The organism is Pseudomonas sp. P9_31, from assembly GCF_034008235.1.
Lineage (GTDB): Bacteria > Pseudomonadota > Gammaproteobacteria > Pseudomonadales > Pseudomonadaceae > Aquipseudomonas.
This window is the reverse complement of sequence record NZ_CP125375.1, coordinates 3,657,050-3,682,967: the sequence shown is the minus strand read 5'-3', so window position 1 is coordinate 3,682,967 and position 25,918 is coordinate 3,657,050. Positions and strand designations below refer to the sequence as shown.

Here is a 25,918-nt window from a genome sequence, read left to right as displayed (position 1 = left end):
TCGCGATAGGCCGAAGGCCGCTCTCAGCGTTTCACTGCCGTCGGCTTGTTCATCTCAGCCCGCTTGCTCAGCAAATCGAACACCGCCGGATACGCCGGCCGTTCGACATACCGACCGGCACCACGCTCGGCCCGCAAATCACCATCGGCCCACACCACTCGGCCCTGGCTGACGGTGTGGCTCGGCACGCCGCGCACGGTCTTGCCTTCGAAGATGTTGAAGTCGACCTGCTGATGGTGAGTCTTGGCTGAAATCGTCCGTGTACCTTCCGGGTCCCACAGCACCAGATCGGCATCGGCACCTACACGGATCGCCCCTTTGCGCGGATAGAGGTTGAAGATCTTCGCGGTGTTGGTGGAGGTGAGGGCAACGAAGTGCTGCATCGACAAGCGCCCGCTGTTCACCCCTTCATCCCAAAGCACCGCCATGCGGTCTTCGATCCCGGCGGTGCCGTTGGGGATCTTGCTGAAGTCGTCACGGCCGGCGGCTTTTTGTTCGGCGCAGAAGCAGCAGTGGTCGGTGGCGGTGGTGTGCAGGTTGCCCGATTGCAGGCCATGCCAAAGGGCCTCCTGATGGCCGCGAGGGCGGAAGGGTGGGCTCATCACGTAACCGGCGGCGGTCTGCCAGTCCGGGTGTTGGTAAACGCTGTCGTCCAGCAGCAGATGCCCGGCCAGCACTTCGCCGTAAACCGGTTGGCCCTTGGCGCGGGCATAGGTGATTTCGTCGAGGGCTTCCTTGGTCGAGACATGGACCAGGTACAGCGGCGTGCCGAGGGTTTCGGCGATGCGGATCGCCCGGCTCGCAGCTTCGCCTTCCACTTGCGAAGGTCGCGACAGCGGATGCGCTTCCGGCCCGGTGATGCCCTGGGCCATCAACTTGCGTTGCAGGTGATAGACCAGCTCGCCGTTTTCCGCGTGCACGGTGGGCACTGCGCCCAATTCCAGACAACGCTCGAAACTCGCCACCAGCGTATCGTCAGCGGCCATGATCGCGTTCTTGTAGGCCATGAAATGCTTGAAGCTGTTGACTCCGTGATGGTTGACCAGCTCGGCCATTTCCTCGCGAACCTGTTCGCTCCACCAGGTGATGGCGACGTGAAAGCCGTAGTCCGAGGCCGACTTCTCGGCCCAGCCGCGCCATTGATGAAATGCCTCCATCAAGGATTGCTGCGGGTTGGGAATCACGAAGTCGATGATCGAGGTGGTGCCGCCGGCAAGCCCCGCCGCAGTACCGCTGAAGAAATCTTCGCTGGCCACGGTGCCCATGAAGGGCAACTGCATGTGCGTGTGCGGATCGATGCCACCGGGCATCAGGTATTGGCCGCTGCCGTCGAGCACTTGCGCATCGGCGGGAACATCAAGGTTTTCACCAATGGCTTTGATCACGCCGTCGGCGCAATAGACGTCGGCGCGATAACTTTCATCATGGGTAATAACGGTGGCGCCACGGATCAACAGAGACATTCCGAATTCCTCGCAGGCATGACCGACTGTTGCCGGTTCTAGATGTTTTATAGGAAGCAGACGCCAATCGATGTATTCCTGTCAGCGCTGTCAAGAATAGACGCTAGCTGCAGTTAGCGGATTGAGCAAGAATATTTTTTATAAACTTATTACTGTTTTAACTAATTGATAAATAACGATAAAAATTGAAAATCACCAAAATGGTGAGACCTCTCACCATTTTGACGCACTTGACAGGTTAGAAATATGGTCAAGATTTTCTATGTGAAATCAGCCGCTTGAGGATGGTCTATGGTTGATGCGCAACCTTGCAAAAAAGATCGACGCACCAGATTGAGTCCTGACTGTTCGGACAACTTGCCTGGCATTCGGCCTGAGTAGCATGGCAACTTACCGCGGATTCAATGGTTGGATAAATAAAGCTGATTAATATCAGTTGATTAGCGAAATTTTATGGCACTGCCCGATGCGCAAGCGGGGCCCCCGGCACGTTTATTGATGCCGCCGCTGACACCTTGGCCGGTCCGTAAAAGTTGTCAGTTTCTCCGGCCATCGTCCGGCTCGCGCGCTTGGCGCCAGCCCCCGATGAGCAAAAATAATCAAAAGAACAGTGGAGCGGCCATGCAACAGATCAGATCGCAAGTGACCGAGCGCGACGGCTTGTTTGAGCTCGAAGCCGGCAGCGACGTCCTCGACAGTCCCCGTTACAACCACGACATGGCACCGACCAAGGTGCGCGAACGAACCTGGAACAAATGGCACATCACCGCGCTGTGGGTCGGCATGGCGATCTGCGTACCGACCTACACCCTCGGCGGCGTGCTCACTGCCTATTTCGGCCTGACCGTCGGCGAAGCGTTGCTGGCGATTCTGTTCGCCAACATCATCGTGCTGATCCCGCTGACCCTGAATGCCTTCCCTGGCACCAAGTACGGCATTCCGTTTCCGGTGTTGCTGCGCTCGTCCTTCGGCATTCTCGGTTCCAACATTCCGTGCCTGATTCGTGCCTTGGTGGCGTGTGGCTGGTTCGGCATCCAGACCATGTTCGGCGGGCTGGCGATTCACCTGTTTCTCGGTTCGGTGTCCGATGACTGGAAAGCCCTCGGCGGTATCGGCGAGGTGATCGGCTTCATGCTGTTCTGGGCCTTGAACCTGTGGGTGGTGATTCGCGGCGCGGACTCGATCAAATGGCTGGAAACCCTTTCGGCACCCTTGTTGGTGCTGGTGGGCGTGGGGCTGCTGGTGTGGGCGGTGCCGAACGTGTCGATGACCGAATTGATGGCGATCCCGGCCAAGCGTCCTGAAGGGGCCAGCGTGGTCAGTTACTTTGCCGCCGGGCTGACCGCCATGGTCGGGTTCTGGGCCACTTTGTCGCTGAACATTCCGGACTTCAGTCGCTACGCAAAAAGCCAGAAGGATCAGATTGTCGGGCAGGTTATCGGCTTGCCCTTGACCATGTTCCTGTTCGCCTCCCTTGGCGTGGTGATGACGGCCGCTTCGGTAAAACTGGTGGGCGTCACCGTCTCCGATCCGGTCACGTTGATCGGCCATATCCAGAGCCCGGTCTGGGTCGCACTGGCCATGGCGCTGATCATCATCGCCACGTTGTCGACCAACACCGCGGCCAACATTGTTTCGCCGACCAACGATTTCCAGAACGTTGCGCCCAAGATCATCAACCGCACTAAAGCAGTGATGCTCACGGGGTTGGTCGGCTTGGCGCTGATGGCTCATGAACTGTTGAAGAAGCTGGGTCTGATCGTTTCGGATTTAAGCCTGGAGACGGTGTATTCCAACTGGTTGCTGGGCTATTCGAGCCTGCTGGGCCCGATCGCCGGGATCATGGTGGTGGATTATTTCCTGATCAAGAAACAGCAACTGGACCTGGCCGGACTTTACCGCGATGACGTTTACCCGGCGTGGAACTGGTTCGGCTTTATCGCGTTCGGCGTGCCGGTGGCGTTGACGCTGTTGTCGCTGGGCAGCGATGCATTCAGCTGGTTCTACAGCTACGGCTGGTTCACCGGCTCGGCCCTTGGTGGGCTGATTTATTACGGGTTGAGTGTGATGCGGCCTAGTCCTACTGCCGTAAAAACTGCGGTGTGAGGGATGGCCTCATCGCGAGCAGGCTCGCTCCCACAGGGGAATGCATTTCAACTGTGGGAGCGAGCCTGCTCGCGAAGGCGGCCTCAAAGACACTAAAAATTCGCCTGAAGAAACCTATAACAACTGCCTGAGGAGATCACCATGAACGCTGCCGTAGACGTTCTGCAGTCCACCCATCAGCACATCAACCGCGACCGTCTGTGGCAGTCGCTCATGGAACTGGCCAAGCTCGGCGCCACGGTCAAGGGCGGCGTCTGCCGGCTGGCCCTGACCGACCTTGACCGCCAGGCGCGCGATATCTTCGTGAAGTGGTGCGAGGAGGCCGGGTGTACCGTCAGCATCGACGCCGTCGGCAACATCTTCGCCCGGCGTCCGGGCCGCGACCCGAACCTGCCGCCGGTGATGACCGGTAGCCACATCGACACCCAGCCCACCGGTGGCAAGTTCGACGGTTGCTTCGGCGTGCTGGCCGGGGTCGAAGTGCTGCGCACCCTCAATGACCTGGGCGTGGAAACCGAAGCGCCGCTGGAAGTGGTGGTCTGGACCAACGAAGAAGGCTCGCGCTTCGCCCCGTGCATGATGGGCTCTGGCGTGTTCGCGGAAAAATTCACCCTCGAAGAAACCCTGGCCAAGGTCGATGCCGAGGGCGTGACTGTTGGCGAAGCCCTGAACGCCATTGGTTATGCCGGGCCGCGCAGGGTCAGCGGCCATGCCGTGGGCGCCTATTTCGAAGCACACATTGAACAAGGCCCGATTCTTGAGGACGAACACAAAACCATCGGCGTAGTGATGGGCGCCCTCGGGCAGAAATGGTTCGACCTGAAACTGCGCGGCGTCGAAGCCCATGCCGGCCCGACGCCGATGCACCTGCGCAAGGACGCTCTGGTCGGCGCCTCGGTGATCGTCGGCGCGGTCAATCGCGCCGCCCTCGGCCATCAACCCCACGCCTGCGGCACAGTCGGCTGCCTGCAAGCCTACCCCGGTTCGCGCAACGTGATTCCCGGCGAAGTGCGCATGACCCTGGACTTCCGTCATCTGGAACCGGCGCGACTCGATTCAATGATCGCCGAAGTCCGCGAGGTCATCGAAACCACCTGCGAGGAACACGGCCTGACCTTCGAACTGACACCCACCGCTGACTTCCCGCCGCTGTACTTCGACAAGGGCTGCGTCGAAGCGGTACGCGACGCCGCTCAAGGGCTTGGTCTGTCGCACATGGACATCGTCAGCGGGGCAGGGCACGACGCAATCTTCCTCGCCGAACTCGGCCCGGCCGGGATGATCTTCGTGCCCTGCGAAGGCGGCATCAGCCACAACGAAATCGAAAACGCCGCGCCCGATGATCTGGCCGCCGGCTGTGCGGTGTTGTTGCGGGCGATGCTGGCGGCTTCGGATGCGATTGCCAGTGGCAAGCAAGCGGCTTGAGGCATCGGTTGTTCGATGGCCTCATTGTGTTGGCGGGATGCTCAACGGCGGGTTTGCAACGCTTTGAACATCAGCATCCCCGCCAGCATGGCGATGGCGAACACCCAGGCCTGCCAGTGGCCCGTCGGTAGCAACACCAGCGCTGGGCCGGGGCAGATGCCGGCAATGCCCCAACCGACTCCGAAGAGCAGGCTGCCACCGATCAGGCGCCGATCCAGCTCGCGGCTGATCGGCAACTGCATGGGGGCCCCCAGCAAAGACGTCGGTTGTTTGATGGCCCAATGAAACGGTCCCCAAGCCACGGCAATGGCCCCGATCATGACCAGCGCCAGGGAGGGATCCCACACACCGGTAATGTCCAGAAAACCCAGCACTTTGGCCGGGTTTGCCATGCCGGCCAGCAACAGGCCGATGCCGAACAGCAGGCCAGCGAGGAACGCGGTCAGTTTGCGCATGTTCAATACCCCAGCAGATGGCGCAGGACGAACACCGTCACGAAGCCGGCGAACATGAAGCTTAAGGTGGCGGCAATGGAGCGCGGTGACAGGCGCGAGATACCGCACACGCCGTGGCCACTGGTGCATCCGGAGCCATAACGAGTGCCGACGCCGACACACAATCCGGCGACGATCAGGCCCACGGTACCGGTTTTGAATTCGATGGCCGGCCACACATGAAACAACGCCCACAACAACGGCGCCGCCAATAGTCCGAGCAGGAACAGGGCTTTTTCGCCCCGCCCCGAATCATGACGCTCAAGCAGACTGCCTAACAGTCCGCTGATTCCGGCCACCCGTCCGTTAGCCACCACCATGACGCTGGCGGACAGACCGATCAGTGCACCTCCGGCCAAAGCGGACCATGGGGTGAAGTGAAGCGAATCAAGCATCATGGCAACTCTCCAGACGGGCAAGGAGCGGGCACTAAACCACTCTTTTCTGTTTGAGCATAGGGCTGCTTTTTGGGTACCCGCGTCACAAAGCCGAATCCTCAATCGTCATCCTGTTGACCCCCTCAAATTGCAGAGCCAAAAGGTGCAAATGCTCCATTGGCGGTGGTACAAATTCATGTGTTGGGCAGGGCGTGTTTTTTTAGGCTGTCAGGGTGCGATACGAGACTTCGGCCCGGTATCGCGTCCTCTTCGATGCAGCTAAAGGAACAGCCACATGGGTAGCGAACAGATCAGGCACGCGGTCGATCGTGCGTCGCAGTCAAGGTGGGCCGGATGATTTATCTGGCGCAATTGCGAATGCAACTGGAGCGAAGTTTTTCGCTGTTGAGCTGTGAGTGTGCGCTCACAGGGGATAATTCGTTGAGGTCTATCCGGTGTTTTCTGGCATTGGTGGGTGTCTGGGCTATAAGGAATGCGAGGGTATTTCTTTTCTGTGACCGGTCCGCAGGTTCGCGGTGTGGTTTGTGTCGCGGAAAATGTCGATTACTTACCGTGGGTCAGCCTATGAACAGTCTTGGGAGATGTGCTTTTTCGCCACTGTCGCTCGCACTCTGTGTGGCGATTCTGGGAGGTTGCGCCAGTCCGCCGCCTCCACCGCCCGCTGCGCCGCCACCGACACCGGTTCGTACCTGTTCGACCACCGAAAGTACCGATGTGCAGGGTGATATGAGGGCTGAGGGGCAGGTGACCCGGACCACGACCCTGACCCGTTGCGTCACTCAGTAAGCCGGGTCAGGTGTACCGGCGCGATGTGCGACCGGCGGGTGTGGCTTGAGTAGCAGGTCAGACTTCCTCGATCCTGACCCAACGCGACTCGCGTGCCGCCAAACGAATCGCCGTCGCCAGGCGTTCGACTTCCCACGCCTGCTCGAAATCCGTTCCGTCCTGACCGAGGCCGGCCAGCGCCATTACCAACTCATGCACTTCCAGGGTCTTGAGTTCGTTGTAACCCAACTGGTGCCCCGGCGCCGGACTGAAGGCGGCGTAACCCGGCAAGTCCGGCCCCGCCAACAACCGTTGGAAGCCGCCTTGCCCCGTGCGATACAGCCGCAGTTCATTCAAGCGTTCCTGATCGAACGCCAGGGTGCCCTGGGTGCCGCTGATTTCAAAACTCAGGTGATTCTTGTAACCGTGTTTGAGCCAACTGCTGCTGAATGTCCCGCGCGCGCCGTTGGCGAACCGCAGCAACGCGTGGACCTGATCGTCGACCGCGACCTCGCGTCGTTCCTGACCGCCCAACGTAACGGGGCGTTGCCCGTGCACGGTCTGGGTGTCCGCGCACACCGCCTCGACATCGCCCAGCAGATGACGGGCCATGGCCAGCAAGTGACTGCCCAGGTCCGCCAAGGCACCTCCGGCGTAATCGGCGTCGCAGCGCCAGGACCAGGGTGATAGGGGGGCGGCCATGAAGTCTTCGCTGAACTCGCCCTGGAAACTGATGATCTGCCCCAACGCTCCGTTTTGAATCAAATCCCGAGCCAGGCCGATGATCGGGTTGTGCTGGTAGTTGTAACCGACCCGCGTCACCACGCCGGCAGCTTTGGCGGCAAGGCGCATGGCACTGGCTTGTTCGAGGCTCACGGCCAGCGGTTTTTCGCAGTACACCGGTTTGCCGGCGGCGAGGGCGGCCATGGCCATGGGATAGTGCAGGTGATTGGGGGTGGTGATGGCGATCAGGTTGACCTTGGGGTCATTGATCAGCTGTTGCCAGTCGCTGTGCGCGGCATCGAAGCCCCAGCTCTCGGCGCAGTGGCGGGCGCGCTGCGGATCGGCGTCAGCGAGGGCGGTGAGTTTGAGCTTCAGTGGTAATTCAAAAACAGCGCTGACGTTGCGAAAGGCCAAGGCGTGGGCGCGGCCCATGAAACCTGTGCCGATGAGTCCGATACCGAGTTCGCGCATAGCCGGGGTCCTTTGGGTTTTTATTTTCAGGAAGGCTATTTATGGAATAAATATTCCCAATATGCAAATTGTGGAATAAATATTCTCGTTCTGGTTCCGATAGAAGCGTCGGAAATGGTGTGCACACATGGGAAACAAAAAAGGCAGCCTTAGGCTGCCTCCGGTTTATTCGCAGAACCGGATCAGGACAAGAACCCGCCATCCACATTCAACGAAACCCCGGTTGTGTAGCTCGACGCATCACTTGCCAAGTACAACACCGCACCGGCCATTTCACTCGGGTCCGCCACACGCTTGAGCGGAATCTGCTGCAGCGCGGTTTTCAGAATGGCGTCGTTCTTCACCAGCGCCGAAGCAAACTTGGTGTCGGTCAGACCCGGCAGCAGGGCGTTGCAGCGAATGCCGAATTGCGCGCATTCCTTGGCGAAGACTTTGGTCATGTTGATCACCGCTGCCTTGGTCACCGAGTAGATGCCCTGAAAGATCCCCGGCGAGATGCCGTTGATCGAGGCGACGTTGATGATGCTGCCGCCACCGTGTTCGCGCATCAGCTTGCCGGCTTCCACCGACATGAAGAAATAGCCGCGAATGTTCACGTCGACGGTTTTCTGGAAGGCGCTGAGGTCGGTGTCCAGCACGTTGCAGAACTGTGGGTTGGTCGCCGCGTTGTTGACCAGAATGTCCAGGCGCCCGAACTGTTCGCGGATACCGGCGAAGACCTGGGTGATCTGCTCCATTTCACCGATGTGGCAGGCGATGGCGGTGGCCTTGCCGCCGGCGGCGATGATCGCGTCGGCGACGTGCTGGCAACCGTCGAGCTTGCGGCTCGAAACGATCACATGGGCACCTTGCTGCGCCAGCAGTTTGGCGATGGCTTCACCGATACCGCGGCTGGCGCCGGAGACGAAAGCGATCTTGCCGTCGAGGTCGAACAACTGAGTCTTGGACATGATTTTTCCTTGTTTTTGGGCCCGATCAGCGGCCGTGATCAGAGGCTGGATTTCGAGATGACTTGCAGGCTCATCTGCTCCAGCAGTTTGTTCATGTGAATGAACTGCGCGAAGCGTTTGTCCTGGGTCTGACCATGGAAGAAGCGGTAGTAGATCTGCTGCACGATGCCGGCCAGACGGAACAGGCCGTAGGCGTAGTAAAAGTCGAAATTGTCGATCTGGATGCCGGAGCGTTCGGCGTAGTAATCGACGAATTCGCGGCGGGTCAGCATGCCGGGGGCGTGGCTTGGCTGGCGGCGCATCAGTTGCACCGGCGCTGGGTCATTGGCCTCGATCCAGTAGGCGAGGGTGTTGCCCAGGTCCATCAGCGGATCGCCGAGGGTGGTCAGCTCCCAATCCAGCACGCCGATGATTTGCATCGGGTTGTCGGGGTCGAGGATCACGTTGTCGAAGCGGTAATCGTTGTGGACGATGCTCGACGTCGGGTGATCGGCCGGCATCTTGTCGTTGAGCCAGGCCTTCACCGCTTCCCACTTCGGCGCATCCGGGGTCAGGGCTTTTTCGTAGCGCTCGCTCCAGCCTTTGATTTGCCGCGCAACATAACCTTCGGGTTTGCCGAGGTCACCCAGGCCATAGGCCTTGTAGTCGACCCGATGCAATTCCACGAACTTGTCGATGAAGCTCTTGCACAGGGCTTCGGTCTTCGCTGAATCAAGCCCCAGTTCCGGCGGCAGTTCGGCGCGCAGGATGATGCCCTTGACCCGCTCCATCACATAGAACTCGGCGCCGATTACTGACTCATCGGTGCAGTGCACGTAGGCTTTGGGGCAATAGGGAAAGCCGTCCCGAAGCTGATTGAGGATGCGAAATTCACGGCCCATGTCATGGGCGGACTTGGCCTTGTGGCCGAACGGTGGCCGACGCAGGACGAATTCCTGTTCGGGGTATTCCAGCAGGTAAGTCAGGTTCGACGCACCGCCCGGAAACTGGCTGATCACAGGCAAGCCACTCAGGCCCGGAATGTGCGCCTTGAGGTACGGATCGATCAGGCTGGCATCGAGTTCTTCGCCGGTGCGGATACGGGTGGACTGGTCAGTAAGCGCCATGCTTATCCCTTCTGCTTATTTTGGAAGCCAGACATCATTGGCTAATCTAATGGCGCGCCGGGGTGGCCACAAGCGCGGCACGGTCTTATAGGTTAGCGTGTTGCCGGATAATCAGCGTTCCTGATGTGCGCGAACAGGCTCGGCGGACTATGGTTCAGGGAGCACCGCTTCCAGGAAGGAGATTCGACATGGGCTGTCCGCAAGTTTGCTCCACCGCGACCCTGCAATGCAGTTTCGGCGCGGCGCCGGCGGTACTCAACGTGCTGCCGGTGAACCGCACGATGACCGGGGGGATGCCGGCGGCGAACATCATGGACCACATTCCGCTGGTGAACGTCATGCCGTTCGGCACGTGCATGAGCATGGCCAACCCGATGGTCGCCGCGGCTACCGCTGCAGCACTTGGCGTACTGACGCCGATGCCGTGCATTCCCGCCACCGCCACCCCCTGGATCCCCGGCGGTGCGCCGACCCTGCTGCTGGGCGGCATGCCGGCCATCGATGCCAACAGCACCCTGATGTGCAACTGGGCCGGGGTGATCAAGATTGTGATGCCGGGACAAATGCAGATGCTGATTCCCTGACCGCACATGATTAACTGTGCATTGATGTTGACTGTGCCGGTCCTATCGCGAGCAGGCTCGCTCCCACAGGGGACTTCGGCTGGGCGCGGTATTTGCGTAGGGCACTGATCAAACTGTGGGAGCGAGCCTGCTCGCGATGGGGCCATAACATTCAACACAACAGGCCTCAGGCTTGAGCAGGATCGCTCCAGCGCCTGAACCACCAGCGCACCCTCGAAATCGGCTTGCCCTCGGCGTCCAGTGGTCGCCCATCGGCGGCGAAGCCCTGTTCCGGTTCGAGCAATTGGCCGTTTAGATAACGGGCCTCGACGGCGGGTTTGCCATTGGGATGAAAGCGCTGATACCGGCCCTCGCGCACACCATCGCGGTAGAACTCGGCCTCGGCCAGTTGGCCGTCGGGAAAGTAATTGAACGCCTCGCCATGCAGCAGCCCTCGTCGGTAAGTCGCCTTGCGCTGCAGCCCGCCTTCGGGGGCATAGAAACTGGCGATCCCTTGCAGCTTGTCACGGACAAACGGTAGCTGCGCCGAGACCTTGCCATTGGGGTGGTAGAGCAGAGTGGTGCCTTGCAGTTCGCCCTGGCTGTAGTGCAAATCAGCCTGCGCGCGTCCGTCATCCTTGATGTGCAGCGCACCGTCGAGCTGGCCATCGAGCAAGCGACCTTTGAGCTGTTTATCGTTCTGCTGCAAGTCCAGCGGGGTGATGGCCATGGGTTCTCCTTGTCAGTTGACCTGCACCAGACCACCCTTGATGGTCAGCATGCCGCCGCCATCCACGGTCTGCGAAGCGGCGCCCTTGTTGGTCAGGCTGATTCCGGCATCGTTGGTCATCGTCGTGCCGGCCTTGTTTTCCAGCGAGGTGCCAGCCTGATTGCTCAGGGACGTGCCGGCCTTCTGGCTGATCGAAGTACTGGCCTCGGCCGCCAGATCGGCGCCGCTCTTGATCGTGAAACTGCCGCCGCTTTGCAGGGTCAGGGTGCCGGTCACCTTGATGGTCAGGTTGCCGTCCACCGTCAGGCTGTAATCACCGGTGACCTTGTGTGTGTAATTTCCCCCAGTGCTATGGGTCTGGTCAGCGCCCACGGTTACCGTACGACTGTCCTTCACATCGAGATTGTCGCTGCCCGTCTGGATGGTCACGCTGCGTTTGCCTTTCTCCAGCGTGACGGTCTCGTCGCCTTCTTTCACCGTGCGGGTGCGGGCATTTTGTACGGTGAGGGTTTCGTCATGACCGACGGTGGCGGTGGTGTCGTTGAGCACGTTGATCTTCAGATCCTTTTGCGCCTGCAAAAACACTTCTTCGGCATCCTTCTTGTCCTCGAAGCGCAACTCGTTGAAACCCCCTCCGCCCTTGGACGATTGGGTCTTGATCCCCGACTGGGTCTGATTCGCCGGCAGCGCATAGGGCAGGGCGTTGTCACCGTTGTAGACGCAACCGGTCACCAACGGTCGATCCGGGTCGCCGTCGATAAAGGTCACGATGACTTCCTGGCCGATGCGCGGGACGAATTGCATACCAAAACCCTTGCCGCTCCAGGGCAACACCACCCGGACCCAGCAGGAACTGGCTTCGTCGTTCTTGCCGTCGCGATCCCAGGGGAACTGCAACTTGATCCGACCGTATTCGTCGGTCCAGATTTCTTCGCCCGACTTGCCAACGACAATAGCTGTCTGTGTGTGCATTCGCGGCTTTGGCGTGGTTCGTTGCGGGCGGAACGGCGTGGCCTTGGGGATCGCTTCGAAGCGGTTGCGATAACTGTCATGGCTGGCTTCGTGAGTGACCGCCGTCACCACCCAATCGATATTCAACGTTGAATCATCGTGCCCGGCGAGGGTGAACCAGTGCCCCGGCACCAGCCAGCGGCAGTCGCTCTCACCGACAAAGCGCTTCTCTTGACTGCGCAACCCGTCGACCCGCTGCTTGGTCAGCGCATCGCCCCGGGCCTTGGCGTTGTACCCACCCGGATGCTCGTACATCGAGCGTGGTCCGGCCACCGCTTCGGCCTGACCGTACAGCGAAGTGGACGGGGTGGTGAACTCGTAATCCGTCGCCCGATAGACACCGGCCACCGCTTGCACGCAGACCTGCCCGGAGCGAATGCCGTGCAGTTCACGCTCGCCCAACTGCTGGCCAAGATAATTCACCTTCGGCCCGTTGGGGATCTGCACAAACGCATCGTTACTGTCACCCAACACCAGCGTGTGCTTACCGCTCTCATGAGTGAAAAACCAGAAAATCCCGTCTTCCTCCAGCAACCGCGAAACGAAAACGAAATCGGTTTCACCGTACTGCACGCAGTATTCGCGTGGGGTATAAGTGCCGCTGAGCTTCAGCAGGAAATCGGTAAAACCGTGAGCCTTGAAAATCGTGGTGACGATGTCCGAGGTACTGAGGTTCTGGAACACGCGGTTGTTGCTGGCCAGGGTCAGCCACCAGAGCCATGGCTTTAGAACAAGCTGATAGCGCTCGGCAGTGGCGTCGGCGGGGAGTTGGCGGATTTCGGCGACCAGGGCGTCTATCGGGCGGGTCAGGGCGTCGTTGTGCAGAGTCGTTGTGAGGTGGGTCGCGACGGCGGAGGTCAGGGTGAGGGAGGCGCCGTCGTTGAGGCCGTTGAGGGTTTGCGAGCCCAGAGCGTTCAGGGTTTCTTCACCGGAAAGGGACTCAGGGTATAGCGCTGACAGCGAGGCGGCGGTGAGGGAAAGACTGGTGTTGCTGTCGGTGGTGCGGGGCATTGGGTAGCCTCAAATGGAAGTGACCGATTGCGGGGCGCCTGCTTCAGGACGAAACGTCAAACAGAATAGGACGATGATCCGGCCCGCTCATATCGAATTCATTGGCCAGCCCGGTGATGTCGATCGTGGTGACTTTCACGTCTGCGGACGCAAGTACCCAATCCAGTATTCCGCCCTTGGCGTGGGTCTGTTGCCCGCCCCAGCATTCGTATGCGAGCCCCGCCGTTTCCACTTGACCGACATTGGCATAGTCCAGGTTCATGTCTCCCGTGACGACCCAGTGCCCACCCAGGGCTGTGCAGGATTTGAGCTGGCTTTTGGTGAGGCCGTTCTGCCCGGATTTGAAGTGCGCGAGAAAAACGTATCCGGTGTAGCCGTTCACTCCGGTCGCGGCGATGGCGATCAGATCCCTGTTCAAACCAAATAGCTTGCCTTGGCTACAAATCTCGATCTGCGCAAATTCACTGACCATGACAATGTAGGCGTTCGAATATCCACCCGCAAAAGCGGCAACCCTGTAGCTGGGATAAATTTCCGCCAGGTTGGATGCATAGTTGTTGACTTGGGCTGAATGCACTTCGCACAAAAACAGAAGGTCGACATTCCACTCCTTGTTCGAACAGCACTTGCTGATGAAAAAGTCCACCTGCGCTTTTTTTTCGAGTGTAGAAGAACCGCCATTCTTTTCGATGTTGAAGCTTGCGATTCTCATGTGTCACCCCTGTTTTAAACCACGATGGTGGCGTGAGGCTGGCATTGGCTGTTCTTATAAGAAGCCCATCGGCGTCATGCCCTGTCTGGAAATTTTGATTTCACAAATAATCGAAGAGCTGTCCTTGACTCAGTGGGTATGGAACACACGATGCCGAGTCTGCTCCTGGACCAGTAAGTGAAGTTTTTTGCGATGGGGTGAACCGAGGTGCTTAATCGTTTCGCAGGGTTATTGGAGTCCCAGACATCAATCGCAATGCCCAGTCCTGCCTCGATATCCCCGATGGTGGGGCCTACGCAAACAAAGTAATGGTCAAATTTTTTCGAGCCCATGACGGCGATTTCAACGTTGTCGAAAAACTCGTCGAATACCAAGCTATATACGACAGCAGCGGAACAACCCAGGCATCTGGCGAATTTTTTGTCGGCCCTCATAATTATTGCGCCGAGAAGGGCCCAGAATTCTGGAGCTTCTAATCCTTTTGCTTCGATTGCCGGTTCTTTTTTTAATATGCCCGAGGTGACGCCTCTCGGGACGTGAGAAAACTTGTCGTCTTCGGTGGAGTTGTAGACGCCATATTCATCAGTGGGCAGATCGGTAATGGCTATTTTCGACCATGCTGCCTGATGCCTTTTGATTTGAACTAGCAGGGCTGATACGTCTTGTCTGGAGGAGCTGCTGGAGGAAACGGCCGGGCTGCTGGAAGAAGAGCTTGCAACGCTCAAGCCGACGGGTGGGAGAGAAGGTGCAATAGCAACAGCTGGAATCCCAGGGCGTGGTGAAGACGAACTGGTTACCACCGGGAGAGAGAGGATGGGCGGATTAGCCTCTCTGGTGTATTTGTTGAGGTTTGCGTAAAGCGCCGAGGTGGGTTTGAGCTGAACATAATTGACGCCACTGTAGCTGAATGCTTCAAGGCAAGCGCCGAGGAATGTGTCGATCGCTTGCTTGAGGAGCCTGTCATCGCCCGGGGTTTTAAGCAGTAAACGAAGAACGAAGGCCGCAGACTTGCTTTGTTCACTTTTATTGATGTGCCAGCGGATCGAGTCCCAGGCTTTGAGCGCCTGATCTATTGACTCTCGGTAAGTCATGATCGTTCTCCTGTTTTAGAGTGGGGCTCGAGCTTATGTCGGGCTCTCTAGTAGGTTAAAAACGGCAAGGGGCCGCAGGTTTACACCTGTATTCACTCCAACACCCACTCCGCCAGTTTCCCGGTTACCTGCGTCATCAACACATTCTCAACATCCCTCGCACCCGCCGCACTGCACTTGGCCAACACCGCCTGCACAATCCCGGCATCGAACTCAAATTGCTTCCCGGTCGCGGCCTTGTACCGGCCGCGCAGTTTCTCCAGCTTCGCCAACACAATCCCTTCCAGCGTCGCCTCATCCAGCGGCCGATACGCCACCACCGTCATGCGCGCCAGAAACGCCGGGCGAAAGGCTTTCAGCAGCACGTTATGCAGCGCTTCGTTGAAAGCATCGGTGCCCAGTTGCGCGACCGGTGTATCGAGCAGCAACTCAGCCCCGACGTTGCTGGTGGCGAGCATCACGGTGTTTTTGAAGTCCACCACCAGCCCGGTGCCGTCCTCCATCACGCCTTTGTCGAAGACGTTGTAGAAGGCTTCGAGCACGTCCGGGTGGGCCTTTTCGATTTCGTCGAGCAGCACCACCGAATAGGGTTTGCGCCGCACCGCTTCGGTGAGTACGCCACCGCTGCCGTAACCGACATAACCGGGAGGGGCGCCTTTGAGTTGGCTGACGGTGTGGGCTTCCTGGTATTCGGAGAGGTTGATGCTGATCAGGTTGCGTTCGCCGCCGTACAGCGCGTCGGCCAACGCATAAGCGGTTTCGGTTTTGCCCACGCCCGTGGGGCCGACCAGCAGGAATACGCCGACTGGTTTTTGCGGGTCGGTGAGGCCGGCGCGGTAGGCTTGCAGGCGTTGGGCGATGGTGTTCAGCGCGGTGCTTTGGCCCATGACCCGCAGGCCCATGCGCTGGCCGAGGGTGCGTACGGCATGGGCTTCGTCGGCGAGCATTTTGCCCACTGGAATGCCGGTCCAGCCGGCGATCACGGCGGCCACGGTTTTTGCGTCGACCTGTTCCGGCACCAGCGGGTCGTCCTGGCGAATGGCGTCCAGACCGGCCTCGAGCCGTACCAGCTCGGCGGCCAGATGATCGATGCGGCTGTCGGTGGCTTCGTCCGGTTTGTCGTTGTCGGCGCGTTCGCTCAAGGTGAGTAATTCGCGACGGGTTTCCAGCAGTTCGCGCACGGCGATCCGTTCTTCGTTCCAGCGGATTTCCAGGTCGCGAATGGCCTGCACGTTACCCACGGATTCGGTTTCCAGCAGGGTGATGCGTTCACGGTGATCGAGCCCGGTGGCCTGTTCACGACGCAGGCGTTCGACTTCGTCTTTGAGGCTCTGCTGGCGATGGCGCAGGCTTTCCAGCGGTGGCGGTACATCGTGCTGGCCGAGGGCGACCCGGGCGCAGGCGGTGTCGAGCACGCTGATGGCCTTGTCCGGCAATTGGCGCCCGGAAATGTAACGATGGGACAGTTTCACCGCTTCGTGAATCGCCGCGTCCAACACCTGCACGCCGTGGTGCTGTTCCAGTTTTGCGGCCACGCCACGGAGCATTTCCACGGCGGTGGTTTCGTCCGGTTCCTCCACCTGCACCAACTGAAATCGCCGGGCCAGGGCCGGGTCTTTCTCGAAGTATTTTTTGTACTCAAGCCAGGTGGTCGCGGCCAGGGTGCGCAACTCGCCACGGGCCAGCGCCGGTTTGAGCAGGTTGGCCGCGTCGCTACCGCCTTCCGCGCCGCCAGCGCCAATCAGGGTGTGGGCTTCATCGATAAACAGAATGATCGGTTTGTCGGCACTGCGCACCGCGTCGATCACGCCTTTGAGCCGCTGTTCGAACTCGCCTTTGACCCCGGCGCCGGCCTGCAACAAACCGAGGTCGAGTACCCGCAGGCTGACTTCCTGCAGCGACGGCGGTACATCGCCGGCGGCAATGCGCAGGGCCAGGCCTTCGACCACTGCCGTCTTGCCGACGCCAGGCGCGCCGACCAGGATCGGGTTGTTCTGCCGACGCCTGAGCAGGATGTCGATGCACTGGCGAATCTCGCCGTCGCGGCCGACGATGGGATCGATGCGCCCGGCATGGGCGTCGGCGGTCAGGTCTTGGGTGAACTGATCGAGCACCGAATCCTGTTTCGGCTGCGGTTTGCCGGCATTGGCAGGACGTGTGCCGCCAACGTGTTCGCGAGAGTTTTCGGTCCACTCCAGAAGGTTGCTGCGCAATGCTTCCCGCGGAATCTTCAACAGCGACGAAGCGCTATTGAGCAGCAGGCTGCGGCGTTCGTCGCGGTCGAGCAAGGCCAGCAGCAACAGGCCGGAACGGATGCTCTCGAGGCCGAGCACGCTGGCCTGAACCACTGCGTCTTCGAGCAGGCCGATGGTTTGCGCCGAGAGCGCCGGGGTACGGGTGCTGCCGGATTTGAACAGTTCCAGGGCCTTGTTGATTTCCGCCGTCAGGGCATCGCGCTCCAGGCCGAAGCGCGGCAGCAGCCAGGCGAAGTCGCCGCCCTCGATGTCCAGCAGTTCCAGCAACAAGTGCTCTATTTCGACGTAATGATGACCCCGTTGCAGGCAGCGTTGCGCGGCTCGTTCGAGGGCGCGGCGGTTGTCCGGGTTGAGGCGTCCGATCAGGCTGGCCAGTTCCATGTTCAGGTGATCTCCAGCTGACGAAGGCGGGTTTCGATCCGTTGCACGGCGAGGCTGGTCTGGCGTTGCAGGCCGCCGTTCCAACTGAGCAAGGGCGGCGCCTGGCGACCGAGTTTCATCGGGCTGGCGCCACGCACCAACAGCACCAGCGTGCAATCCAGATCGGGGCCGAAATACAACGCGCTGAGGCTGGCCAGCGCCGGATGGGATTCGCCATCCGGCAGAAACCGCGCTGCCTGCGCCGAGGTCAGCGGGCCGAGGCTCAGGCGGATGCCGGCATGTTCATCCCAGACCCGGGTGCCGGCCACGGCGCTGCGGCCCAGTTGCAGATTGCGCCCACCCGGTTGCAGGCGGCTGCGACTGGCGGGCGGAATTTCCCGCCAGGCACCTTCGTAGGCGCTGAGTGCCACCGGCAATTCGAAGTGCTCGCGCACGATCGCGGCGAAACCGGCCAGGGAGCGACGACCGTCGGCAAACAGCGCGCTGCACGCCAGTACGGCGGAGTCGGGTACGGCTTGACGTTCCTGCAAGGCTTTGGGCAACAACCCGGTCAGCGCCCGTAGTTGCGCCTGCACCGGCGACGCGCCGGGGGGTGTGAAGCCGACCGCAATCCGGTGTTTGCGCATCACTTTGTACAGCAGGCTGAGCAAGCGATGCTGGAACAGGTCGAGGAACTCGGCCGGTGCATGATCCTTGGCCCGGGCGCGTTGTTGCAGCCATTCCTGATAGGCGTAGGGCAGGGGGCCGTCCGGTCCGCCGAGGCCAAACACTGGAGTCGTGAGCGTCGGTGGCTGGCCCGCTTCCTGGGTCAGGTTTTCGATTTCGCTGGCGGAAAACAGTGGCGTCAACGGCCCGCGCAGGCGCAAGGCTTCCGCTTGAGGGGCGGTGCCGCTGCCCAGGGATTCGGCTTGCGGGTGTTCGCGCTCCAGCAGCAGCAACGCTTGCAGCAACTCGAACGCCTGCGGATCGCGCCGCAGCTTCTGGCTCAGGCTCAGAGGGACAGCGGCATGCCGGCTTGGGGTTGCCATGTCTTGACCTCCTTGTCTGACTGGACCAGTACCGTGCGCACGAAGCGATTGGCGGTGGCATAGAGTGAAAAGAATTGCGCCAGCACTGCTGAAAACAATACCGCGCTGCTGCCGACGAAATGCTGCGGATCGAGTTGCAGCTGAACTTCCAGCCCATTGCGCCAGCCGCGCCAGGCATCTTCGCCGACATGGGCGATCACCCGTTCACAGCCAAGGCCGAGCAAGCCTTCGATCTGCCGCAGGGCACTGGCTTCGTCACGCAGGTTGTGCAACTGGAGGATTTCCTTGAGGGCATCCAGCGCCTGCGGCCCCTCGACCAGTGATAGATGATTGAGGGTCAGTTGCGACACCAGCCGCCAACGGGACTCGCCGTCCAGGCGCGGCAGGCTTTGCGGGCTGGGTGGGTTGCGCAACCGGGCCCAGGCCACCGGCCCCGGTCGCTCGAAGCCCAGTGGCGTGCCGGCCGGCAGGCTCTGGGCCAGATGCCGGTTGGTGCACAGCAGTTCGGCGGTGAGGCTGTATTCGTTGGCCTCGGACAGCGGGTCGAGCCGGGTGTCCACCAGGCTCACCATCAAGTCGGTGCCCAGGCGATTCGGGGTCATGCCGCTGACCCGTCGCGCGTGCCAATAGCACTGTTTGTCGGTGCCGCCATGCTGACTGCCGTAATAAGCCGGCACCCGTTGCACGCCCTGGGCGGAACTGGCGCGCATCCCCCGGATGCTGTGGATCTCGACGCTGTTTTCCCGGTGGCTGTCGGCGATCAGGCGATACTCGCTGCGGGTACCGTCCGGGCGCAGGGGCTCCGAGGTTCGTGGAAACAGGTTGATCGCCGGCGCGCAACCCAAAGCGAAGTCGCTGGCCTGAAGGTGCAGGCGGTTGGCCGGGGCGCGGTCGAAGACGATGTACAGGTACAGCGTCTGGCTGTCGCTGGTGGCGCCGGCCAATGGAATGTCGAAGAAGTTGAATTTGTCCGCAAAGGCGAAGTACTCGGCGAGCAGGCGCATGCCTGGATGCACGCCGTCCTCGTCCGGCAACAGCACTTCATCGCTGGCAAAACCGACGATATCTGGCAACCCCGCCAGCACTTTCGGCACGCTGCCGACCGGTCCGGCCAGCACCTTCACGGCATGGGCGCCGAGCAGGTCATACAGGCAGGCGTTGATCACCGGCGAGGCAGCCAGGTGCACGCGCAACTGTTTGATGGTAAGCGTCGACCACTGGCTTTCACCGAGGCAACGCAGGCTCAGGCGCAGGGCTGAGCGCGCCTGCGCCACACCGGTCAGGGCCTGGGCTTCGTCGCTGCCCAGCAACAGCGCTTCGTTGATTTCCACCGGCCACAGTCGAACCGCGGCGCTGGTGCGAAAGTGGATGCTCTCGCCTTTGCTGGTGGTGACGAACAGCGGTGTGTCCCGTGGCAATGGGTAACCATCGTCCAGGTTGCCCTTGCTCGGGTCCGGCTCGAACTGCACGATCGCGCAGGACGGCAGCGGCCGCATGGCCAACGGATAAAGTTGTTCGAGCAAGGCGTCGCTGAATTCGGCGTAGTCGTCGTCGAGCCGCCGTTGCAGGCGTGCCGCGAGCAAGGCGAAACCTTCGAGCAGGCGTTCGACGTGCGGGTCGGGACATTCACCGGGGGACAGTTCCAGGCGTCTGGCGACCTTGGGATAACGCTCGGCGAAAACGCTCCCGGCGTGGCGCAGCCAGGTCAGTTCGCGTTGGTAGTAATCGAGCAGTTGCGGGTCAATCGAGTCGCTCATGACGCACCTCAAGGCCATGGCTGGCCTTCTCGATGACAAATGCCACGGGCCAGTGCTGCTGGCCGCTGCGCAACTCGCCCAGTAGCCGAATGCTCAGTTGCTGCGGATGGCCGGGGACCGGATTGACCTCGACCTCGCCCAGTTGCAGGCGCGGTTCGAAATGGGTGATGGCCTCACGGACTTCCCGCGCCAACTGACGACGGTCATCGCTGCGCTGCTGTTGCAAGGCCGTCCAGTCAGCGATGCCGTAGTCGAGAATGCTCGGCGGTGAGGTCAGCGGACGTGAACCGCGTCGGGTGTTGAACAGGCGCAGCAACTCCGTGTGCACCGAGTCGAGCAACCCCTGGCGATCGAACACCTGCACGGTGTCGACCTCGCTTGCGGCGAGGCGCTCGAACAACGGCGGAACAATGCCGGTGCCTGCCATGGCCGACGCGTCCGCTTACTTGGCTTTGATGAGTTTGTTGGCGGCCATGTCCCAGGTCGAGGCGGCCGTGCCTTCCTTGGTGCCGTCGTCTTTCTGGGCGGTGAGCTCCCATTTGATCTTGGTGAAGTTCAGGGAAATGGTTTCCACCGGTTTGCCACCCGTACCGCCACTGACGCTGACGTTGGACAGCACCACGTTGGTCAGGGTGTAGATGATGAACGGCATCAGCTGGCCACTGCCCTCGGCGGCGTTACGGCCGATGGTGATCTTGGCTTCGGGGATCGGTTTGCCGGCGCAGCAATACTCGTTGAGGGAGGGCGTCGAGCTGTCGACGAATTTGGTCAGGGTGAACTCGCCGATGTGCGGCTTGCCGGAGGTCCGCTCCGAGTTGCTGACGTCGTTGGTCACCTGCATCGCCACGTTGTGGCTGTAGGACATGACTTCGATCTTGTCCTTGTAACCCTCGAGCAGGCTATCGCCTTTGATGTCGCCGCCGAGGTCGAGAATGATTGCATCCATCGCATGAAACTCCTGAAAGTAATCGCTATAGACAAGTGGGTGAATACCCAATGCCAATCAATTAAGCCGGACACTGAACCTGTTAAGCCGAACACTGAATCTGTTAAGCCAAACACTGAACCTGTGGCGAGGGAGCTTGCTCCCGCTGGACTGCGCAGCAGTCCCGTTTTTGGGGCCGCTTCGCAGCCCAGCGGGAGCAAGCTCCCTCGCCACAGGTTTCAGTGCTGCCACAGACTCCAGTGGTGCCACAGGTTTCAGCGGTCAGGCAGCTACCGGTGGCGGCAGGGTCGCGACCAGGCGGATCGACGCGGTCAGCTCTTCGAGCTGGAAGTGCGGCCGCAGGAACACCGTGGCCTTGTAGGCCCCCGGTTTGCCGGCCACCTCGGTCACATCCACCCGGGCTTCACGCAACGGGTATTGCGCCTTGATCTCTTGCGGCGCGTTGTCGTTGATCAGCACGTAGTCGGCGATCCAGTTGTTGAGGTAGGTCTGCACGTTGTCGCGGGTCATGAAACTGCCGACCTTGTCGCGCATGATCACCTTCAGGTAGTGCGCGAAGCGCGAGGCTGCGAGCACGTACGGCAGCATTGCCGAAATCCGCGCGTTGGCGTTCGCTTCGTTGGTGTTGTACAGCTTGGATTTGTTGGTGGTCTGGCCGCCGAAGAACACCGCCACGTCGCTGTTTTTCTTGTGGCACAGGGCGATGAAGCCGAGGTCGTTGAGCTCTTTCTCACGACGGTCGGTGATCGCCACTTCAGTCGGGCATTTGAGCGACAGGTCGCCCGAGGTGGTGCGGAAGGTATGGGCCGGCAGGCCTTCCACCGCCCCACCACCTTCGGCACCGCGAATCGCCGCGCACCAGCCGTATTTGGCGAAGGCTTCGGTGATCCGTTGCGACAAGGCCCACGCGGCGTTGCCCCACAGGTACTTGCCGTGGTCGCTGCCGTTGACGTCTTCGACGTAATTGATGCCTTCCACCGGCGACGTATCAGGACCGTAAGGCAGGCGCAGCAGGAAGTGCGGCAGCACCAGCGACACGTAGCGCGAATCTTCGCTTTCGCGGAACGAGCGCCATTTGATCAGTTCCTGGCTCTCGAACACTTTCGACAGATCCCGCGGCACCGCCAGTTCGGTGAAGCTGTTCATGTCGAACAGCCGTGGGCTGGCAGCGGCAATGAACGGCGCGTGAGCGGCCGCGGCGACGTTCGAGAGTTTCTCCAGCAGGCCGATGTCCTGCGGGTGCCGGCCAAAGGTGTAGTCACCCACCAGCAGGCTGAACGGATGGCCGCCGAAGGTGCCGTATTCCTCTTCGTAGATCTTCTTGAACAGTGCGCTCTGGTCGAACTCGACGGCTTTTTCCAGGTCGTTCTGCAACTCTTTTTGAGTCACGTTGAGCAGGCGCAATTTCAGCCGGGTACTGGTCTCGGTGTTCTGCACCAGCATGTGCAGGCCGCGCCAGGACGCTTCGAGTTTTTGCAGGTCCGGGTGGTGCAACACTTCGTTGAGCTGAGCGCTGATCAGCTCGTCGATCTGGCTGATGCGGTCGTTGATCATCGCCACGGTGTCCTTGTCGATGGCCATGCCTTCGTCGAGTACCTGGGTGGCGAATTCCGCGAGCATGTCGCGGGCGTAATCCTGCTGGCTGTCGTCATGGGCCATGCGGCCTTTGGCGATTATTTCATCGAGCAGAGACAAGGTCTGGGCTGCACTGTCGCTGGCTTGGCTCTGGGCGGCGGATGAGGCGGGCATGGCGAATTCTCCCTAAGTGGATGAACGATCAAGCTTGTGGTTCGGCCGGTACTTCTGCATCGCCTGCGGGGGCAGGCGCGGCGGCTTCCGGACGGGCCGACTTGATCTCTTGCAGTCCCTCGGTGTTGGCAATGACGTCACGCAACAGCTTGTCCAGATCATCGTTGCCGTCGAGCTTGGTCAGCAGGTCGCGCAGACGCTGGCGAGCTTCGAACAGGCGCCGCAGCGGAGTGACTTGCTCGACCACCTTGACCGGGTCGAAGTCATCGATGTGTTTGAAGTTCAACTCGATGTTGAGTTTGCTGTCATCGCCGCTGAGGGTGTTGGTGACCTGCAAGGTGGCGCGCGGGCCGATCGAGGCGAGGACTTCATTGAAGTTGTCGCGGTCGATTTCGGTGAAACGCCGTTCATTCAATTTCGGGAGTGGTTCGAGAGGTTTGCCGGAGAGGTCGGCAAGAATACCGACAACCAACGGCAATTCTTTTTTCTCGATCGCGTTGCCGATTTCGACGTCGTAGGTGATTTGCACCCGGGGTGGGCGAACCCTGTCTAGCTTGTGCTGAGTACTTTCTGCCATGGTGGCTGACTCCGATGCATGAGGCGGGTGCAATGCATCGGGAGGCCCGTTTCATCGCATTCCCTTACTGGACCGTAGGTTAGAAAGGGAGGGCAGAGGACCTGTCATTCCTTTGACGAACCTTCCACATTCGTCGTGCCGACCGAACTACCCAAGACGCTAGAACAGGTCTATAAAAAAGCAAACAAAAAACAATTTTGGACCGTGTCGAGAAAAGGAAAATTCAATTTGTACACACGTCTTTTTTCTTTGCTTGTGCTGCTGTCGCTCGCCGGGTGTTCGTTGTTCGGGCCTCGTGTCGACCTCGATAACCTGACGCTGGACGTCGCGCCCCGCGCCAACGATGACACGCCGATCGCGGTGGACTTCATTGCGGTGAACGACGTGGATCTGCTCAAGCAGTTGTCGGGCATCACCGCCCGCCAGTGGTTCGCCGAACGCGAGCAGTTCCAGCGCGACTACCGGCAGCTGATGACGGTCTGGGGACTGGAGCTGGTACCCGGTCAATTCATCGACAAACAACCCTTCCCGCTGGGGGGCAAGCGGGCGGCTGGACTTTTAGTCTTCGCCAGCTATAACACTCCCGGAGCACACCGGTTACGGCTGGACGATCAGAGCAACGCCTGGCTCAAGTTCGACAGTCGCGAGATGACGCTGGTCAGCGATCACCCGAACTGAACACAGAGGTAGAGGTGCGCAAACTTGTGGGAGCGAGCCTGCTCGCGATGACGGCGGTACATTCAGCATCCATGTTGGCTGACCCACCGCTATCGCGAGCAGGCTCGCTCCCACAGGGGCTGCGGTGTTCAAGTCAGGCCGCCCATTTTTTTGCGCGGCGCCACGAGAGGTCGAAGGGAATCGTATGAGTCTGCTACCTGACGCGGTTTGCTGGCATGAGGGCATGCAGTTATTGCCCCAGCATTTTCAGTTGCAAGGGCTGCGGGCCGAGGCGCTGGTGGCGCATTTCGCCCAGGCCTGTAATCCGTGGTTCTGGGGCGTGACTCGCGTTGAGTTCGATCCTTCGGCATTGAGCGCCGGGCTCGTACGATTGATCAATGTGCAGGCGACCTTGCCGGACGGTTTGCCGGTCAATCTGCAGGCCGGTGTGGGGCCGATGCTGGAGCTCGACATCAGTGAAGCGATCGATGCCACGGACAACGCCACCGTCACCGTGTACCTGGCGATCAGCCCGCTGTGGCGCGCCGGGCAATTGCTGCCGCTCAAGGGGCGATTGCAGTCGGTGGTCGGCGACGCATTGCCGGACCTCACCAGTGGCGAGTACCCCGAATCGATCACCGTCTGGCGCCCGAACCCGCGTTTGTGCACGCAACTGAACAAGGCGGATTCCGTCTGCCTGCCGCTGCTGAGGATTCGCAAGGAAGGTGGCGGCTTTCTTCAGTTGCCTTACACACCGCCGACACCGTGCCTGTTGCCCGAGTCGGTCGTGGGTCGCCGTGTGGCGGGGCTGTGCGCCAGGGCGCGGGAGAAATGCATGTTCCTGGCCGGTCGTTTGCGCCAGGCGCAACAGGCCGGCAATCAGGACGACGCGATGGAAATTCGGCGCCAGTTGACCGCGCTCTGGGCGCGGCTGCCGGAAGTCGAAGGCCTGCTGAGCAGTCGAGTGGCCACGCCGCAGGCGTTGTATGGATTGTTGCTGGGGCTGGCCGGCGCCTGGTCGGCGCTCGATCCATTGGCCGGGGTTCCGGCCTTCGCCCCGCTGGATTTTCTTGAACTGCAGCGCGGTTATGAAGCTGTACTCGATTGGCTGGAAAAGACCCTCGAACTGATCCGCGCCGGTTATCGCAGCCTGGCATTCGAACGCAGCGAACAGTTCTTCTCGATTCAATTGCCCGACGACCAGCCGAGCCAACGGCTGGTCATCGGTTTGCGCATGCCCAACGGTGCCAGTGAGCAGGCCGCCAGCGAATGGCTGAGCGGGGCGATCATTGCGTCGCAACCGCACATCGCGCTGCTCAGCCGTCAGCGCATGAGCGGTTTGTCCCATCAGGCCATGAGTCGCAATGAACAAGTGGCCTACAGCGTCGGTGACGATACACGGTTGTTCGTGGTGACGGCCGAAGGCCAATGGTTCGACGGGCAGTTGCCGTTGCTGATTGCCGCGCCGGCTTCCAGGCTGGTCAGCAGTCCATGGCAAGTGGTGTTGTTTGTGGCCCAGGCGAGTGAAAGTGCTTGATCAAGGAAGGAA

22 protein-coding genes are annotated in these 25,918 nt (G+C 60.5%); 5 read left to right on the top strand and 17 right to left on the bottom strand.

The genetic code is table 11. The annotated features are described in order from the left end of the window. Positions 1 to 23: 23 nt before the first annotated feature. Positions 24 to 1,463, bottom strand: a complete 1,440-nt coding sequence (gene hydA / locus QMK51_RS16050) for a dihydropyrimidinase (protein ID WP_320390867.1) — start codon at positions 1,461 to 1,463, stop codon at positions 24 to 26. Positions 1,464 to 2,084: 621 nt separating this feature from the next. On the opposite strand from hydA, the gene QMK51_RS16045 reads away from it, so the two are divergent. Then, positions 2,085 to 3,569 (top strand): NCS1 family nucleobase:cation symporter-1, encoded by a 1,485-nt coding sequence (locus QMK51_RS16045; protein WP_320390866.1) that lies wholly within the window; start codon positions 2,085 to 2,087, stop codon positions 3,567 to 3,569. A 141-nt stretch (positions 3,570 to 3,710) separates the two neighbouring features. Further along, positions 3,711 to 4,994, top strand: coding sequence for a Zn-dependent hydrolase (locus QMK51_RS16040; protein WP_320390865.1), 1,284 nt, complete (start codon positions 3,711 to 3,713; stop codon positions 4,992 to 4,994). Between the two features lie 41 nt (positions 4,995 to 5,035). Here the strand turns inward: QMK51_RS16040 and QMK51_RS16035 are convergent, their stop codons facing one another. The 5 genes from QMK51_RS16035 to QMK51_RS16015 all read right to left on the bottom strand — a co-directional run bounded on the left by QMK51_RS16035 (position 5,036) and on the right by QMK51_RS16015 (position 9,901). Continuing rightward, the gene (locus QMK51_RS16035; RefSeq protein WP_320390864.1) at positions 5,036 to 5,449 is read right to left on the bottom strand and encodes a DUF6691 family protein; all 414 of its coding nucleotides are present in this window, start codon (positions 5,447 to 5,449) and stop codon (positions 5,036 to 5,038) included. A gap of 2 nt (positions 5,450 to 5,451) precedes the next feature. Next, complete coding sequence (locus tag QMK51_RS16030; RefSeq protein WP_320390863.1) at positions 5,452 to 5,886, bottom strand: YeeE/YedE family protein; 435 nt, start codon at positions 5,884 to 5,886, stop codon at positions 5,452 to 5,454. A gap of 843 nt (positions 5,887 to 6,729) precedes the next feature. Next, the gene (locus QMK51_RS16025) at positions 6,730 to 7,845 is read right to left on the bottom strand and encodes a Gfo/Idh/MocA family oxidoreductase (protein ID WP_320390862.1); all 1,116 of its coding nucleotides are present in this window, start codon (positions 7,843 to 7,845) and stop codon (positions 6,730 to 6,732) included. A 182-nt stretch (positions 7,846 to 8,027) separates the two neighbouring features. Next, positions 8,028 to 8,795, bottom strand: coding sequence for an SDR family oxidoreductase (locus tag QMK51_RS16020; protein WP_030130434.1), 768 nt, complete (start codon positions 8,793 to 8,795; stop codon positions 8,028 to 8,030). Between the two features lie 38 nt (positions 8,796 to 8,833). Continuing rightward, positions 8,834 to 9,901 (bottom strand): phosphotransferase family protein, encoded by a 1,068-nt coding sequence (locus tag QMK51_RS16015; RefSeq protein ID WP_258696114.1) that lies wholly within the window; start codon positions 9,899 to 9,901, stop codon positions 8,834 to 8,836. A gap of 188 nt (positions 9,902 to 10,089) precedes the next feature. Between QMK51_RS16015 and QMK51_RS16010 the strand changes: the two genes are divergently transcribed. After that, positions 10,090 to 10,485 carry a DUF4280 domain-containing protein gene (locus QMK51_RS16010; protein ID WP_258696113.1) on the top strand — a complete coding sequence of 132 codons (396 nt, stop codon included), beginning with the start codon at positions 10,090 to 10,092 and terminating at the stop codon, positions 10,483 to 10,485. Positions 10,486 to 10,651: 166 nt separating this feature from the next. Here the strand turns inward: QMK51_RS16010 and QMK51_RS16005 are convergent, their stop codons facing one another. The 11 genes from QMK51_RS16005 to tssB all read right to left on the bottom strand — a co-directional run bounded on the left by QMK51_RS16005 (position 10,652) and on the right by tssB (position 23,712). Continuing rightward, positions 10,652 to 11,194, bottom strand: a complete 543-nt coding sequence (locus QMK51_RS16005) for a toxin-antitoxin system YwqK family antitoxin (RefSeq protein WP_320390861.1) — start codon at positions 11,192 to 11,194, stop codon at positions 10,652 to 10,654. A gap of 12 nt (positions 11,195 to 11,206) precedes the next feature. Beyond that, complete coding sequence (gene tssI / locus QMK51_RS16000; RefSeq protein ID WP_320390860.1) at positions 11,207 to 13,216, bottom strand: type VI secretion system tip protein VgrG; 2,010 nt, start codon at positions 13,214 to 13,216, stop codon at positions 11,207 to 11,209. 43 nt (positions 13,217 to 13,259) lie between these two features. Next, positions 13,260 to 13,928 (bottom strand): endonuclease/exonuclease/phosphatase family protein, encoded by a 669-nt coding sequence (locus QMK51_RS15995; RefSeq protein ID WP_320390859.1) that lies wholly within the window; start codon positions 13,926 to 13,928, stop codon positions 13,260 to 13,262. Between the two features lie 74 nt (positions 13,929 to 14,002). Next, a complete protein-coding gene (locus QMK51_RS15990) occupies positions 14,003 to 15,019 on the bottom strand; it encodes a hypothetical protein (protein WP_320390858.1) in 1,017 nt (338 codons plus the stop codon). Positions 15,020 to 15,111: 92 nt separating this feature from the next. Then, positions 15,112 to 17,655, bottom strand: coding sequence for a type VI secretion system ATPase TssH (gene tssH, locus QMK51_RS15985; protein ID WP_320390857.1), 2,544 nt, complete (start codon positions 17,653 to 17,655; stop codon positions 15,112 to 15,114). A gap of 2 nt (positions 17,656 to 17,657) precedes the next feature. Further along, positions 17,658 to 18,683: a type VI secretion system baseplate subunit TssG gene (gene tssG, locus QMK51_RS15980; RefSeq protein ID WP_320390856.1), complete on the bottom strand. Its 1,026-nt coding sequence runs from the start codon at positions 18,681 to 18,683 to the stop codon at positions 17,658 to 17,660. Then, complete coding sequence (tssF, locus tag QMK51_RS15975; RefSeq protein WP_258696107.1) at positions 18,647 to 20,440, bottom strand: type VI secretion system baseplate subunit TssF; 1,794 nt, start codon at positions 20,438 to 20,440, stop codon at positions 18,647 to 18,649. Before tssF ends, tssG begins: the two co-directional genes overlap by 37 nt. After that, positions 20,424 to 20,867 (bottom strand): type VI secretion system baseplate subunit TssE, encoded by a 444-nt coding sequence (gene tssE / locus QMK51_RS15970; protein ID WP_320390855.1) that lies wholly within the window; start codon positions 20,865 to 20,867, stop codon positions 20,424 to 20,426. The genes tssF and tssE overlap by 17 nt, the downstream gene beginning before the upstream one ends. A gap of 15 nt (positions 20,868 to 20,882) precedes the next feature. After that, positions 20,883 to 21,386 (bottom strand): Hcp family type VI secretion system effector, encoded by a 504-nt coding sequence (locus QMK51_RS15965; protein WP_258696105.1) that lies wholly within the window; start codon positions 21,384 to 21,386, stop codon positions 20,883 to 20,885. 261 nt (positions 21,387 to 21,647) lie between these two features. After that, complete coding sequence (gene tssC, locus QMK51_RS15960; RefSeq protein WP_258696104.1) at positions 21,648 to 23,135, bottom strand: type VI secretion system contractile sheath large subunit; 1,488 nt, start codon at positions 23,133 to 23,135, stop codon at positions 21,648 to 21,650. Between the two features lie 28 nt (positions 23,136 to 23,163). Beyond that, on the bottom strand, positions 23,164 to 23,712 hold the full coding sequence (gene tssB, locus QMK51_RS15955; protein WP_320390854.1) for a type VI secretion system contractile sheath small subunit: 549 nt from the start codon (positions 23,710 to 23,712) through the stop codon (positions 23,164 to 23,166). 228 nt (positions 23,713 to 23,940) lie between these two features. Between tssB and QMK51_RS15950 the strand changes: the two genes are divergently transcribed. Continuing rightward, positions 23,941 to 24,390: a type VI secretion protein gene (locus QMK51_RS15950; protein ID WP_320390853.1), complete on the top strand. Its 450-nt coding sequence runs from the start codon at positions 23,941 to 23,943 to the stop codon at positions 24,388 to 24,390. 184 nt (positions 24,391 to 24,574) lie between these two features. After that, a complete protein-coding gene (tssK, locus tag QMK51_RS15945) occupies positions 24,575 to 25,906 on the top strand; it encodes a type VI secretion system baseplate subunit TssK (protein ID WP_320390852.1) in 1,332 nt (443 codons plus the stop codon). Positions 25,907 to 25,918 lie beyond the last annotated feature (12 nt).

Excerpts from the sequence above, each read along its gene's own strand:
- tssG (WP_320390856.1), bottom strand. The coding sequence starts at position 18,683 with ATGGCAACCCCAAGCCGGCATGCCGCTGTCCCTCTGAGCCTGAGCCAG.
- QMK51_RS15990 (WP_320390858.1), bottom strand. The coding sequence starts at position 15,019 with ATGACTTACCGAGAGTCAATAGATCAGGCGCTCAAAGCCTGGGACTCG.
- tssB (WP_320390854.1), bottom strand. The coding sequence starts at position 23,712 with ATGGCAGAAAGTACTCAGCACAAGCTAGACAGGGTTCGCCCACCCCGG.
- QMK51_RS16005 (WP_320390861.1), bottom strand. The coding sequence starts at position 11,194 with ATGGCCATCACCCCGCTGGACTTGCAGCAGAACGATAAACAGCTCAAA.
- tssF (WP_258696107.1), bottom strand. The coding sequence starts at position 20,440 with ATGAGCGACTCGATTGACCCGCAACTGCTCGATTACTACCAACGCGAA.
- QMK51_RS16015 (WP_258696114.1), bottom strand. The coding sequence starts at position 9,901 with ATGGCGCTTACTGACCAGTCCACCCGTATCCGCACCGGCGAAGAACTC.
- tssH (WP_320390857.1), bottom strand. The coding sequence starts at position 17,655 with ATGGAACTGGCCAGCCTGATCGGACGCCTCAACCCGGACAACCGCCGC.
- QMK51_RS15995 (WP_320390859.1), bottom strand. The coding sequence starts at position 13,928 with ATGAGAATCGCAAGCTTCAACATCGAAAAGAATGGCGGTTCTTCTACA.
- QMK51_RS16045 (WP_320390866.1), top strand. The coding sequence starts at position 2,085 with ATGCAACAGATCAGATCGCAAGTGACCGAGCGCGACGGCTTGTTTGAG.
- tssI (WP_320390860.1), bottom strand. The coding sequence starts at position 13,216 with ATGCCCCGCACCACCGACAGCAACACCAGTCTTTCCCTCACCGCCGCC.
- QMK51_RS16030 (WP_320390863.1), bottom strand. The coding sequence starts at position 5,886 with ATGATGCTTGATTCGCTTCACTTCACCCCATGGTCCGCTTTGGCCGGA.
- QMK51_RS16020 (WP_030130434.1), bottom strand. The coding sequence starts at position 8,795 with ATGTCCAAGACTCAGTTGTTCGACCTCGACGGCAAGATCGCTTTCGTC.
- QMK51_RS15965 (WP_258696105.1), bottom strand. The coding sequence starts at position 21,386 with ATGGATGCAATCATTCTCGACCTCGGCGGCGACATCAAAGGCGATAGC.
- tssE (WP_320390855.1), bottom strand. The coding sequence starts at position 20,867 with ATGGCAGGCACCGGCATTGTTCCGCCGTTGTTCGAGCGCCTCGCCGCA.
- hydA (WP_320390867.1), bottom strand. The coding sequence starts at position 1,463 with ATGTCTCTGTTGATCCGTGGCGCCACCGTTATTACCCATGATGAAAGT.
- tssC (WP_258696104.1), bottom strand. The coding sequence starts at position 23,135 with ATGCCCGCCTCATCCGCCGCCCAGAGCCAAGCCAGCGACAGTGCAGCC.
- tssK (WP_320390852.1), top strand. The coding sequence starts at position 24,575 with ATGAGTCTGCTACCTGACGCGGTTTGCTGGCATGAGGGCATGCAGTTA.
- QMK51_RS16010 (WP_258696113.1), top strand. The coding sequence starts at position 10,090 with ATGGGCTGTCCGCAAGTTTGCTCCACCGCGACCCTGCAATGCAGTTTC.
- QMK51_RS16035 (WP_320390864.1), bottom strand. The coding sequence starts at position 5,449 with ATGCGCAAACTGACCGCGTTCCTCGCTGGCCTGCTGTTCGGCATCGGC.
- QMK51_RS16025 (WP_320390862.1), bottom strand. The coding sequence starts at position 7,845 with ATGCGCGAACTCGGTATCGGACTCATCGGCACAGGTTTCATGGGCCGC.
- QMK51_RS16040 (WP_320390865.1), top strand. The coding sequence starts at position 3,711 with ATGAACGCTGCCGTAGACGTTCTGCAGTCCACCCATCAGCACATCAAC.